The organism is Mesobacillus sp. (assembly GCF_049588175.1).
In the GTDB taxonomy this organism is placed as follows: domain Bacteria; phylum Bacillota; class Bacilli; order Bacillales; family Cytobacillaceae; genus Mesobacillus.
In genome coordinates this window covers 1-12,336 of record NZ_JBAVFI010000205.1, presented here as the reverse complement: position 1 = coordinate 12,336, position 12,336 = coordinate 1, and the positions used below count along the sequence as shown (strand labels likewise).

The following is a 12,336-nucleotide window of genomic DNA, read 5'->3' as shown; positions in this document are numbered from 1 at the left end:
AAGGAGGATGAGCAGGTATGGCATCTGTTACATTTAAGGGGAACCCAGTTACATTGTTAGGAAATGAAGTGAAAGTTGGAGACCAGGCACCTGATTTTAAGGTTCTTGCAAATGATATGTCTGAAGTGACACTTCAGGATACTAAAGGGCAAGTTAGACTGATCAGCGCAGTACCTTCACTCGACACTGGCGTTTGTGATGCAGAGACTCGCCGTTTTAACGAGGAAGCTGTAAAACTTGATAATGTTAAGGTATTGACAGTGAGCGTTGACCTGCCATTTGCACAGAAGCGCTGGTGTGGAGCTGCCGGAATTGAAAATGTCCAAACGGTTTCTGACCACCGTGAGCTTTCATTTGGTGAGGCTTACGGAGTCGCAATTAAAGAACTTCGCCTGCTGGCTCGCGCAGTATTTGTTGTTGATTCTAATGACAAAGTAACATATGTACAATATGTTAGTGAAGTGACTGATCATCCTGATTATGAAGCAGCGGTTGAAGCTGCAAAGCAAGCTAGATAAAACCATTCACGACAAGCCGCAGGATTCTGCGGCTTGTTTTATGTAGGAGATTACCAAAAGGCTATGAGAACGCGCAAACGATTAGTGCATCCAGCTTGTAAGCAATCAAAAACATGGCTACAATAGTAGATACCTATTTTAATCGGGAGGAAGAAAAGTGAGTATGACTCCGGTAGAAAAACTATTTACCGCTTTTAATACAACGGCGGATATCTTAAAAGAAGAACTTGCATGTACATATTTGGAGGCGCTGGCTGAAACTGGAGAGAATATGTTTCAGGGGAATGTCCTTCAAGACGAGTTAAATGAAGTGATGAAGAAAAGGCTTGAAAAAACATATAAAGAGATAAAGCTTGATGATTTTTCCAGGTAAGATATCCGGAAAGGCTTCCAGCTGGCAATCTTGAAAGGCATGAAGGAGCACGTTCAGCCTAACCATCAGATGACACCAGATTCAGTCGGGATGTTCATAGGATATTTAGTAAGTAAATTCATTGATAAGAAAGCCTTCAGGCTGCTCGACCCTGCCATTGGTACAGGCAATTTGCTTGCCACAGTTCTTAACCAGCAAACAGATAAAACGATTGACTCTATCGGAGTGGAAATCGATGATCTGTTAATCAGATTAGCTTTCGTCAATGCCAATTTACAGAAGCATTCTGTCGAACTGTTTAACCAGGACAGCCTTGAGCCGCTGTTTGTAGATCCGGCAGATGCCGTAATTTGCGATCTTCCTGTCGGCTACTATCCTAATGACCTTAGGGCAGAAGAATATGAAGTGAAAGCAATTGAAGGACATACATATTCCCACCATATGTTCATTGAACAAAGCACGAAGCATGTAAAGGATGGCGGTTATTTGTTCTTTATGATTCCGAATGGATTATTTGAAAGTGAGCAGGCTCCTTTATTGCATGAGTTCATTAAAAAGCATTTGATTGTCCAGGGTATTTTGCAGCTGCCAGCATCATTGTTCAAAAATAAACAGGCTGCAAAAAGCATCTTGATTCTGCAGAAAAATGGCACTGAAGTTAAAGCGCCGAAACAAGCTCTTCTTGCTGAGCTGCCAAAGCTGTCAGATGGAGCAGCGGTTAATCGGATGCTAAATAAAATCGACCTTTGGTTTAAAGAAAATAAGCTAAATGCAAATTAACTTAAAGAACCGGATCATTCCCGGTTCTTTTTATTGTGAATAAGGGTAATGAATTACTATGTGAAACTTTTTACAATCATTTGAAGTGTCTGAATAAAAACTCATTTAATATTTGAGAAAGCTTTGCTTGAAATGTGAAATGGACAGTGTTTAAATGGAACATTGAGAGATATATTTGCAGCCTGTAGCACACAATAAGGGTGTACTATTTTAACGTATATTTAAACAGGTTGTTATATAAAAGGAGCGGAAAAAATGGCTAAAATCATTGCAATCAATGCCGGCAGCTCATCACTTAAGTTTCAATTATTTGAAATGCCGAGCGAAGAAGTTATTACTAAAGGTATTGTAGAAAGAATCGGAATTAAGGATTCTATTTTTACAATCTCTGTTAATGGCGAAAAGATCAAGGAAGTTACTGATATCCCTAATCATGAGGTTGCGGTAAAAATCCTTCTCGATAAGCTTACTACGCTTGGAATCATCCAGTCCCTAGACGAAATCGAAGGCGTTGGCCATCGTGTTGTTCACGGCGGAGAAGAATTCAATGATTCAGTCGTGATCACTGAAGAAGTTTTGAATAAAATCGAAGTGCTTTCAGAGCTTGCACCATTGCACAATCCTGCGAACATTACTGGAATTCGTGCATTCCAGGGAGTTCTTCCTAATGTGCCAGCAATTGCAGTCTTTGATACAGCGTTCCACCAGACAATGCCAGAAAACTCATTCCTGTACAGTCTTCCATATGAGTACTATAAAAAGTACGGAATCCGTAAATATGGCTTCCATGGTACATCTCATAAATATGTATCACAACGTGCGGCTGAAATGCTTGGACGACCGGTTGAGCACTTGCGCCTAATTTCCTGCCACCTTGGAAACGGTGCTAGTATTGCCGCAATCGAAGGCGGTAAATCAATCGATACATCAATGGGCTTCACACCTCTTGCTGGTGTGACAATGGGAACACGTTCAGGGAATATTGACCCTGCTTTGATCCCGTACATCATGGAAAAAACGAATAAAAATGCTGACGAAGTTTTAGATGTCCTAAATAAAGAAAGTGGAATGCTCGGAGTTTCCGGCTTCTCAAGCGACCTTCGCGATATCGAAGACGAGGCTGAAAAAGGAAATGACCGTGCAGAGCTTGCATTGAAGGTATTCGCTGACAGAATCCACAAATATATCGGTTCATATGCGGCTCGTATGTGTGGAGTCGACGCAATTATCTTTACTGCTGGCATCGGCGAAAACAGTTCTGCTATCCGTGCACGCGTCCTTCAGGGGCTTGAGTTCATGGGTATTTATTGGGATCCTGCTTTGAATTTAGTACGTGGAGAAGAAGCATTCATCAGCTATCCACATTCACCTGTAAAAGTAATGGTCATCCCGACTGACGAGGAAGTAATGATCGCGCGCGATGTTGTGCGTTTAGCTAAATAATCATTCTTAGGGCAGAAGCGCCATGCTTCTGCCCTTATTGTATTTTTATAGAGGTTTTCTTTTGTGCTATACTGGAAGAAAATGCACATGCTGGAGGTTTTTTAATGCCTTTAACTGATCGGGAACAAAAGGTATTGGAAGAATTAAGCCAATGGGAAGGCAAATTATATGGATATGAGCCGAATGATTTTGAACTTGCCTATGACAGGTATTTAGAACGATCCTTTTCACTGCTGCCTGAGGAGGTACAAGAACAGTTTTTCTCCCTCTTTGACAGCGGGTTGTTTCATCTTCATTCCCTTATCCAGGGATCGCAGCTTCAGATGGATGCAAAAGAAAGAATTCTCGCTGCAGGCCGTGTATTTCAGCCTGACCTTGAGACAGTTCAAGATTTAAGGGGGCTGCCGATCGAGCAGCTGGAGTTTATTGCAGGACAGCAAATTGCACGCCATAGAATCTATTCCTTGGTGCAGGGAGGCATGTCAGGAAGCGGCGGCAAACTTGTACTTGGAGCCGATATGCCAGCCATGGCGATCATCAATCTAAGAGTTGTACAGCTGATTGCAATGACATATGGTTTTGAAGTGAATACACCTTTTGAGATGATGGTCGCCCTGAAGGTTTTCCATACTGCTACAATGCCTTCCAGGATGCAAATTTCAGGCTGGACAGAATTAAAGAATGATTTGGCGCAGGCCGAAGATTATTATTTTTACCAGGGAAATGATGACCTGACAGACGTTACATGGCTCGAACAGCCAATCAAGCAAATCTTCAAGGGAATGGCCATTATGATATTCCGCAAAAGACATTTGCAAGGTATGCCAGTAATCAGCATGGCAATTGGAGCAGGTGCAAACTATCAATTGACCCGTAGAGTCACCGAATTCGCACATAAATATTATCAGATGAGGTATTTCAAAGAAAAAGGGGCACTGTAGCATTATGAGTACACAGGAGCATAAGCAGGCTGCACCAAGCCAGGTCCGCTGCATGGTTATAACTGTCAGCGATACAAGAACGGAAGAAACAGACAAAAGCGGCAAACTTATGATGGAATTACTTGAAAACGCTGGTCATAAAATTGTTGAGTACGTAATCGTTAAAGATGAGGCAGAGCCAATTAAATCAGAAGTACTTAAGGGATGCAGAAATCCGGACATTGACGTTGTGCTGACAAATGGAGGAACGGGGATTGCAAAACGGGATGTAACAATCGAAACGGTCCAAAGTCTATTCGATAAAGAAATCCCTGGTTTTGGTGAGATTTTCCGCATGCTTAGCTACCAGGAGGATATCGGATCAGCTGCTTTATTATCACGGGCAGCAGCCGGTGTAGTGAATGACCGAGCTGTCTTCTCGACACCAGGGTCAACTGGTGCTGTCCGCCTGGCAATGGAAAAACTGATTATTCCTGAGATCGGACATGTCGTAAGGGAATTGACAAAGGATTTATAGGCAAAAAGAGCTTGGAAGCCATTCCAAGCTCTTTTTAATGATATTCAATAAACATAAACACCGAATGTTATGCTAATACATCATTGATGCATTTTATCAGAAGTAATATCCTGGTGAGTTCTGTACCAAAGCCACAGGTCATTAATTATGGACGCTAACTCTGCTATTTCGCTGTTTAATTCGCATGACCGGATAAAATTGCTCTCATCTGAAAGCTGAGCTTGCTTCAGGTTAATGGTTTGCTCAAGCTCTGCTATTCTGTCAGGGATGCTTCCGCGTATCTTTTCCCAATGGAGAAGGATTGCATGCTGTGTATCAAGGCTATATTCATCCCAGTCTTCTTTAAAAGCAGGCAGGGGAATGCCCAGTCGGCTGTTGAAAAGAAAATGTTGTTCCATATCTAATGGAGCCCCCAATCCGATAATCAATAAATTAATTCTACTATACTTCTATTTTCACTTCCACAATTGCCTGAGAATGTTCCCATACGAAGATAATTAAAGAAAATAATTTTTTTTCCTTGAAAAGTTCCTAAAAACCTGTTAATTTATTAAACATGAATAAAAATTTATAGTAATGAATAAATATTCGTTAATAAAGGAGCATAAAAAAATGACTGAAAACAAAGTGATACTAGCCTATTCAGGCGGTCTTGATACATCTGTAGCAATTAAATGGCTTAAGGAACAAGGGTATGCAGTGGTAGCTTGCTGCATGGACGTAGGCGAGGGAAAGGATCTTCAGTTCATCAAGGAAAAAGCTTTGAAAATTGGAGCCGTCCAATCGTATGTACTGGATGTAAAGGATGAATTTGCAAACGATTATGCACTTTTTGCCTTGCAGGCTCATGCTTTATACGAAGGGAAATATCCGTTAGTTTCTGCTCTTTCACGTCCACTGATTTCTAAGAAACTAGTAGAAATCGCTGAGCTTGAAGGTGCCGTTGCGGTAGCACACGGATGTACAGGAAAAGGGAACGACCAGGTACGATTCGAGGTATCAATCAAGGCACTTAACCCAGACCTGAAGGTAATTGCTCCTGTACGTGAATGGAAATGGTCTCGTGAGGAAGAAATTGCTTATGCAGCGAACAATGGAATTCCAATCCCGATCAATCTAGACAGCCCATTCTCAATCGACCAAAACCTTTGGGGAAGAAGCAATGAGTGCGGTATCCTGGAAGATCCTTGGCAGGCCCCGCCAGAAGAGGCGTATGAACTCACAACTGGACTTGAGTTCACTCCAGATACACCTGATATCATTGAAATAGAATTCCTTGAAGGTATTCCTACTGCAATCAATGGAAAAGCTTATCCGCTTTCTGAATTAATCCTCGAGCTAAATGCCATCGCAGGAAAGCATGGCGTCGGAAGGATTGACCATGTAGAGAACCGTCTTGTCGGCATTAAATCCCGTGAAGTATATGAAGCTCCGGCGGCAATGACGTTAATTAAAGCCCATAAGGAATTGGAAGATATCACACTTGTAAAAGAAGTAGCACATTTCAAGCCAGTCATTGAGAAAAAGATGACTGAACTGATTTATGAAGGATTATGGTTTTCTCCACTCCAAGAAGCATTGGCTGCTTTCTTGAAATCTACTCAAAAGCATGTGACAGGTACTGTCCGCGTTAAACTATTCAAAGGCCATGCGATTGTGGAAGGAAGAAAGTCACCTTATTCCCTATACAATGAGAAATTGGCAACTTATACTGCAGACGATGAATTCGATCACAGCGCTGCTGTTGGATTCATTAACCTGTGGGGTCTTCCGACAGTCGTACACAGCATCGTCCAGGGCAAGAAGGTGACAGTGTGAAGAAATTATGGGGAGGCAGATTCACCGGAACGGCAGAGGATTGGGTTGACGAGTTCGGTGCCTCAATCGGCTTCGACCAGGAATTAGCACAGCAGGACATCGAAGGAAGCATTGCCCATGCTTCCATGCTGGCCCAATGTGGGATCATATCAGCTGAGGAAGCCGAAGAAATAATTGAAGGATTGAAAAAGCTCAAGGAAAAAGCAAGTAACAGTGACCTTGAATATTCAACGAAGCTTGAGGATATCCATTTAAATATTGAGCATCATTTAACAGAATTGATTGGCCCAATCGGCGGCAAACTGCACACTGCCAGAAGCAGGAATGACCAAGTTGCGACGGATATGCATTTATACCTAAAAGCTCAGGTTGAAGAAGTCATTGAGCTGATCAATGAGTTTCAAATAACAATTATTGATCAGGCAGAAAAGAATATTGAAACGATCATGCCTGGCTATACACATTTGCAAAGAGCACAGCCAATCTCTTTTGCCCACCATCTTATGGCTTATTTCTGGATGCTGGACAGGGATAAACAGCGATTTTCTGACAGTCTAAAAAGAATCAATCTATCCCCTCTTGGAGCAGGGGCACTCGCGGGGACCACTTTCCCAATCGACCGCCACCTTACTGCGGAGATGCTTGGTTTTGAAGGGATTTATGAGAATAGCCTAGACGCAGTAAGCGACAGGGATTTTATCCTTGAGTTCCTGTCTGGAAGTTCGATTTTGATGATGCACCTTTCTAGATTGTGTGAAGAGATTATCTTATGGTCCAGCCAGGAGTTTCAATTTATAGAACTCTCTGATGCTTTTACAACAGGCAGCAGCATCATGCCGCAGAAGAAAAATCCAGACATGGCTGAATTGATCCGCGGAAAAACAGGCCGTGTCTATGGAAGCCTTATGGGTCTGCTGACGGTTTTAAAAGGACTGCCGCTAGCGTACAACAAAGACATGCAAGAGGATAAGGAAGGCATGTTTGATACCGTAAAAACCATCCAGGGTTCTCTGAAAATTTTCTCAGGAATGGTTAAGACTATGAGAGTCAAAAAAGAAACAATGGAAGGCTCCGTTAAGAACGATTTTTCTAATGCGACCGAACTAGCTGACTACCTTGCAGCTAAAGGAGTCCCTTTCCGCGAAGCCCATGAGATTGTTGGAAAGCTGGTCCTTGAGTGCATCCAACAACAATGTTACCTTGCAGATCTTTCTTTAGATGCTTATAAAGAAATGAATCCTTTGTTTGAGGATGATATATATGAAGCTTTGAATCATTATAATGCGGTTGAACGCAGAACTAGTGCCGGCGGAACAGGGTTTTCTCAGGTGAAATCTCAAATCGGTAAGGCAAAAGAGCTCATATAAATAGAAAAAAGCACGCAATCTTTCAAGTTTGCGTGCTTTTGATATTTAAAAAACCATCTTAGTTAACTTTGTCAGTACGGACGACAAGGACGTCACATGATGCGTAACGGGTGATATGTTCTGAAACACTTCCGATGAAGAAGCGCTCCACTGCGTTCATTCCGGTCGCTCCACAAATTATTAGGTCGGCGTTAAATTTTTTAGCAACATCTTTTGCTATCTTGACCTTTGGTGAACCATAATCGATTTCGTAGCTTACATTTGTGACTCCGGCTTCAATTGCCTGTTGTTTGTAGCTTTCCATGAGCTCAGTGGCAAATTGGTTCGCCCGTTCTGAAATCGTACGGTCATATGCCTCTACAGTTGCAAATGTGCGTAAATCGATAATGTGGGTCATGAATAGCTTTGCATCATTTCTTTTTGCAATCTCAATGGCTTTTTTAAAAGCCCATGCTGCTTCCTTAGAACCATCAACGGCAACTAAAATGTTCTTATAAGATAGTGCCATAGTTCTCGCCTCCTTTTCCTATATTATACAACAGATTCTGTAGTATAGCTGTGACAATCCAACGAAAACTATATATGTAAGCATAATAATGCAGGAGGGAAAATGGATGAAAAAACAAGAGCGTGAAGGGCAGCCAGCTTTCGACTATGATGACCAGGGTGTCACCCAGGTTAGCCAGCAAATTATGGACTCCTATAACAGTGGAGTGATCGGGCAGGAGCAAATGACTTCCGTTGTGGAAACCGGCCAAGAAGAGCAATAAAATGAGAAACAAGCTGTTTGCTTATTAAGCAAACAGCTTGTTTTTATATGTTGATGTTTACGAGGTGGACGCGGGAATGCTAGCGCTTGAAGCGAAAATCACTACTTGAATTATATAAACCTAAATATTACAAATATACAGAATAGTATATTTTAGGTAATTTAATACGAATTGTTTTGCCAAATGGGTTTTTTTCTACTAAAATGAAAGTGTTTTCATCCTCGTCCTTTCTAGAAATGATTCCTATCTAATAGAGTTTTATAAATCGATGCATGATTCCGAAGCATTTAAAAACAGGGCCTATTAGGATGAAATTTGATATAGTAGAGGCGGGCCTGAAATGGAAGGGCAATTATTATTTATAGGAGGTATGCAATAATGCGTATCGGTGTACCTAAAGAGATAAAAAATAATGAAAACCGTGTGGCTATGACGCCTGCCGGAGTACTAAACCTTGTTAACTTTGGCCATGAAGTATTTATTGAAACAGGTGCTGGCCTGGGTTCAAGCTTTACTGATGAAGATTACAAGGGTGCTGGAGCGATCATTGTTGCCAGTGCAGAAGAAGCATGGTCACAAGATATGGTCATGAAGGTAAAAGAACCTTTGCCAGAAGAATACGGTTATTTCCGTGAAGGGTTAATTCTATTTACATATTTGCACCTTGCTCCTGAACCAGAGCTAACTAAAGCTCTAATCGAGAACAAGGTTGTCGGCATTGCTTATGAAACAGTACAGCTGCCAAACAACTCTCTTCCATTGCTGACTCCAATGAGTGAAGTAGCTGGCCGTATGGCTACTCAAATCGGTGCGCAATTCCTTGAAAAGGTACACGGTGGAAAAGGAATCCTTCTTGGCGGAGTTCCGGGAGTACAAAGAGGTAAGGTTACAATCATCGGCGGCGGTGTAGCGGGTACGAATGCTGCTAAAATGGCTGTTGGCCTTGGAGCAGAAGTAACAATGATCGACTTGAGCCCAGAGCGTCTGCGCCAGCTTGATGACATTTTTGGTTCAGATATTACGACTCTGATTTCCAATCCATACAATATCGCTGAATCTGTGAAAACTTCAGACGTAGTGATTGGCGCGGTATTGATTCCTGGCGCTAAGGCTCCAAGACTTGTAACAGAAGAAATGATTCAATCCATGAACCCAGGTTCAGTGGTAGTTGACATCGCGATCGACCAGGGCGGAATTTTTGAAACGACTGACAGAATTACTACCCACGACAATCCAACTTATGAAAAGCATGGTGTTGTCCACTATGCTGTTGCAAATATGCCTGGCGCTGTACCAAGAACATCTACAATTGCGCTGACAAACGTAACAGTGCCTTACGCAGTCCAAATCGCGAACAAAGGCTACAAGCAGGCTTGCCTTGACAATGAAGCATTGTTGAAGGGAATCAACACACTTAATGGCTATGTTACTTATAAAGCAGTAGCTGAAGCACATGATCTTGTATACTCTGAAACAAAAACATTGCTAGAGCAAATTTAAAGTTATGGATCCGGATGTGAAATCCGGATCTTTTATTTTAGGATAAGAAAGCATAAATTTCACTTCGAGATTTTCATATAAAGCTGTTTAAAATAATTTCATTTTAGCGTATATTATTTATGGGATATACGGATTCCTGCTCAAGGAAATAATGAGCAAGAATGTCCGTGATAAATTGTAACTAAGGAGTGTCATGATGGAAAAAGTACTTGTTTTTGGACATAAAAATCCTGATACCGATACAATCTGCTCGGCAATCGCTTATGCTAACTTAAAGCAGAAGCTTGGTGTTGATGCAGAAGCTGTCCGTTTAGGCCAGGTTAACGGAGAAACTCAATATGCATTGGATTATTTCAAGTCTGAAGCGCCCCGTCTAATTGGACAAGTATCAGATGAAGTTAACAGTGTTATCCTCGTTGACCATAATGAACGCCAGCAAAGTGCTGACGACATTGACAAAGTAAAGATTGTCGAGGTAATCGACCATCATCGTGTCGCTAACTTTGAAACAAGTGACCCCCTTTATTTCCGCGTTGAGCCAGTTGGCTGTACAGCAACTATTCTAAACAAAATGTACAAGGAAAATAACGTAGAAATCGATAAAAATATTGCTGGGCTTATGCTTTCTGCAATCATTTCTGATTCGTTATTGTTCAAGTCGCCTACCTGCACGGAGCAAGACGTTGCTGCAGCACGTGAATTAGCAGAGATTGCAGGTATCAATGCAGATGAGTATGGTCTTGACATGCTTAAGGCAGGCGCTGATCTTAGCACTAAGACAATTGCTGAACTTATCACACTTGACGCGAAAGAATTCAAAATGGGGAATTCCAAGGTTGAGATTGCGCAGGTAAACACTGTGGATGTAAACGAAGTGCTTGAACGCCAGACTGAGCTTGAAGATGCACTAAACAAGAAGATTTCAGAGAAGAACCTTGACCTGTTTGTTTTGGTTATTACTGATATTCTTACAAACGACTCTGCAGCTCTTGCGCTTGGTAAAGAAGCAGCAGCTGTGGAAGAAGCTTTTAACGTTAAGTTAAGCAATAATACTGCGACGCTTAAAGGTGTAGTCTCACGCAAAAAGCAAGTCGTGCCTGTATTAACAGATGTACTTGCAAAATAGACATTAAAAAAACCGTCCTGCCTTTTAATCGGCAGGACGGTTTTTGTATTTAGGCGAAATTTTCTCTTCTTGCAGCTATTACCTTTAGCTTTAAAGTAATAAAAACAAAGTATACGATTGCAGCTATTGAAAAATAAATCCATGCTTCGGCAACCTGGTCGCTTTTCCATAGTCCGGTCATTGAAAGTAAAGCTGGAAAAGTTAAAGTAAGCCATGATTGCACGAAGGCAACCTTGCCGATATAGGCATCGATTTTTTTGTTAAGACCCATGGATAAAAAGAAAAGGAACCAAAGGTATGCCCACATCAACCATGTAATGGTGCTGACAATATCATTGAAGTGGACATAGGCTACTAGTGCATATATGAGTGCGATGACTGCTACCCAAAGGGAATACCAGCCGAGTCCGCTTCCATCAAGATCTTTTAATAGTGTTAACCCAACATACAGGTAAGTGAAGCCAAAAAGAAATATGCTGGCTAGGCTATAGATTGTCCAGTTGCCTTGATCGGATACCATGATCAAATAGAAAGGTACAATGACTTGCATAGCCCCGATAAATAAGTTAAATACAGCTACACTTTTTGCATTTGCCCTTCCAAGAAGCATTAAGCTGTTTAGGAATAGTGCTGCACCTGATAGCAATAAACCTGCGTCTCCCATGATGAATGCCGCAATTAATGTTAATTGACGGCTCTTTCCTCCTTTATAAAGCAAGTTGTGATGATTAGCTTGGGATAGCTTGAAAAAGAAAGAGCAATTCCTATACCAGAAAGGCTGCAAGGAATTGCCCTTATTTACATAGATATTAATTACTTAATCGATTTTTTCCATATCCTTTGATGAAAAATAACCAGGCAGGATTTCGCTAATCGTCGTTTCCTGCACATCGCCATTAAGGTTGGCAAGGTAAATCTTTGTGTCTTCTGTAGCGAATTCAGCAATTACCTGGCGGCAGGCACCGCAAGGAGAAATAGGACCTTCAGTGTCTCCAACAACAGCAATCGCCTTGATTTCAGTATCGCCTTCTGATACAGCCTTGAAAATAGCCGTTCTCTCTGCACAGTTCGTCAGACCATAAGAGGCATTTTCGATATTGCAGCCAAGATAAACCTTATCGTTGTTCGTTATGATTGCAGCGCCAACCTGAAACTTAGAATATGGAACGTATGCTTTGCTTCT

Annotated in this window: 13 protein-coding genes and 1 pseudogene; 10 read left to right on the top strand and 4 right to left on the bottom strand. The window is 41.6% G+C overall.

From position 1 onward, the window contains the following. Positions 1-17: 17 nt before the first annotated feature. The 5 genes and pseudogenes from tpx (at position 18) to WB217_RS05190 (ending at position 4,572) form a co-directional block, all read left to right on the top strand. A complete protein-coding gene (tpx, locus tag WB217_RS05210; RefSeq protein ID WP_335376455.1) occupies positions 18-518 on the top strand; it encodes a thiol peroxidase in 501 nt (166 codons plus the stop codon). Positions 519-681: 163 nt separating this feature from the next. Continuing rightward, positions 682-1,671: pseudogene (locus WB217_RS05205) on the top strand (class I SAM-dependent methyltransferase). Positions 1,672-1,926: 255 nt separating this feature from the next. Beyond that, a complete protein-coding gene (locus tag WB217_RS05200; protein WP_423991307.1) occupies positions 1,927-3,114 on the top strand; it encodes an acetate kinase in 1,188 nt (395 codons plus the stop codon). Positions 3,115-3,218: 104 nt separating this feature from the next. Beyond that, the gene (locus tag WB217_RS05195) at positions 3,219-4,055 is read left to right on the top strand and encodes an EcsC family protein (RefSeq protein ID WP_423991305.1); all 837 of its coding nucleotides are present in this window, start codon (positions 3,219-3,221) and stop codon (positions 4,053-4,055) included. Positions 4,056-4,059: 4 nt separating this feature from the next. Continuing rightward, complete coding sequence (locus WB217_RS05190; RefSeq protein ID WP_423991303.1) at positions 4,060-4,572, top strand: MogA/MoaB family molybdenum cofactor biosynthesis protein; 513 nt, start codon at positions 4,060-4,062, stop codon at positions 4,570-4,572. 80 nt (positions 4,573-4,652) lie between these two features. Here WB217_RS05190 and WB217_RS05185 read toward each other — a convergent pair whose 3' ends face one another. Further along, a complete protein-coding gene (locus WB217_RS05185; RefSeq protein WP_423991301.1) occupies positions 4,653-4,970 on the bottom strand; it encodes a hypothetical protein in 318 nt (105 codons plus the stop codon). Positions 4,971-5,184: 214 nt separating this feature from the next. On the opposite strand from WB217_RS05185, the gene WB217_RS05180 reads away from it, so the two are divergent. Together WB217_RS05180 and argH are read left to right on the top strand one after the other, a co-directional pair. After that, positions 5,185-6,390: an argininosuccinate synthase gene (locus tag WB217_RS05180; protein WP_423991299.1), complete on the top strand. Its 1,206-nt coding sequence runs from the start codon at positions 5,185-5,187 to the stop codon at positions 6,388-6,390. Further along, complete coding sequence (gene argH, locus WB217_RS05175; RefSeq protein ID WP_423991297.1) at positions 6,387-7,757, top strand: argininosuccinate lyase; 1,371 nt, start codon at positions 6,387-6,389, stop codon at positions 7,755-7,757. The genes WB217_RS05180 and argH overlap by 4 nt, the downstream gene beginning before the upstream one ends. A gap of 58 nt (positions 7,758-7,815) precedes the next feature. On the opposite strand, the gene WB217_RS05170 is transcribed toward argH, so the two are convergent. Beyond that, a complete protein-coding gene (locus WB217_RS05170) occupies positions 7,816-8,265 on the bottom strand; it encodes a universal stress protein (RefSeq protein WP_423991295.1) in 450 nt (149 codons plus the stop codon). A gap of 106 nt (positions 8,266-8,371) precedes the next feature. Here WB217_RS05170 and WB217_RS05165 point away from each other — a divergent pair, with 106 nt between their 5' ends. The 3 genes from WB217_RS05165 (at position 8,372) to WB217_RS05155 (ending at position 11,153) form a co-directional block, all read left to right on the top strand. Continuing rightward, a complete protein-coding gene (locus WB217_RS05165) occupies positions 8,372-8,527 on the top strand; it encodes a hypothetical protein (protein WP_423991293.1) in 156 nt (51 codons plus the stop codon). A gap of 378 nt (positions 8,528-8,905) precedes the next feature. Then, complete coding sequence (ald, locus tag WB217_RS05160) at positions 8,906-10,027, top strand: alanine dehydrogenase (protein WP_423991291.1); 1,122 nt, start codon at positions 8,906-8,908, stop codon at positions 10,025-10,027. 196 nt (positions 10,028-10,223) lie between these two features. Further along, on the top strand, positions 10,224-11,153 hold the full coding sequence (locus WB217_RS05155) for a manganese-dependent inorganic pyrophosphatase (protein WP_423991289.1): 930 nt from the start codon (positions 10,224-10,226) through the stop codon (positions 11,151-11,153). A gap of 49 nt (positions 11,154-11,202) precedes the next feature. Here WB217_RS05155 and WB217_RS05150 read toward each other — a convergent pair whose 3' ends face one another. Both WB217_RS05150 and WB217_RS05145 read right to left on the bottom strand, forming a co-directional pair. Further along, positions 11,203-11,817 carry an AmiS/UreI family transporter gene (locus tag WB217_RS05150; protein ID WP_423991287.1) on the bottom strand — a complete coding sequence of 205 codons (615 nt, stop codon included), beginning with the start codon at positions 11,815-11,817 and terminating at the stop codon, positions 11,203-11,205. A gap of 153 nt (positions 11,818-11,970) precedes the next feature. Continuing rightward, on the bottom strand, positions 11,971-12,336 hold a 366-nt coding region (locus WB217_RS05145), incomplete at its 5' end, for a cytidine deaminase (protein ID WP_423991285.1).

Coding starts and splice junctions, on each gene's coding strand:
- tpx (WP_335376455.1), top strand. CDS start 18: ATGGCATCTGTTACATTTAAGGGGAACCCAGTTACATTGTTAGGAAAT.
- WB217_RS05200 (WP_423991307.1), top strand. CDS start 1,927: ATGGCTAAAATCATTGCAATCAATGCCGGCAGCTCATCACTTAAGTTT.
- WB217_RS05195 (WP_423991305.1), top strand. CDS start 3,219: ATGCCTTTAACTGATCGGGAACAAAAGGTATTGGAAGAATTAAGCCAA.
- WB217_RS05190 (WP_423991303.1), top strand. CDS start 4,060: ATGAGTACACAGGAGCATAAGCAGGCTGCACCAAGCCAGGTCCGCTGC.
- WB217_RS05185 (WP_423991301.1), bottom strand. CDS start 4,970: ATGGAACAACATTTTCTTTTCAACAGCCGACTGGGCATTCCCCTGCCT.
- WB217_RS05180 (WP_423991299.1), top strand. CDS start 5,185: ATGACTGAAAACAAAGTGATACTAGCCTATTCAGGCGGTCTTGATACA.
- WB217_RS05170 (WP_423991295.1), bottom strand. CDS start 8,265: ATGGCACTATCTTATAAGAACATTTTAGTTGCCGTTGATGGTTCTAAG.
- WB217_RS05165 (WP_423991293.1), top strand. CDS start 8,372: ATGAAAAAACAAGAGCGTGAAGGGCAGCCAGCTTTCGACTATGATGAC.
- ald (WP_423991291.1), top strand. CDS start 8,906: ATGCGTATCGGTGTACCTAAAGAGATAAAAAATAATGAAAACCGTGTG.
- WB217_RS05155 (WP_423991289.1), top strand. CDS start 10,224: ATGGAAAAAGTACTTGTTTTTGGACATAAAAATCCTGATACCGATACA.
- WB217_RS05150 (WP_423991287.1), bottom strand. CDS start 11,817: ATGGGAGACGCAGGTTTATTGCTATCAGGTGCAGCACTATTCCTAAAC.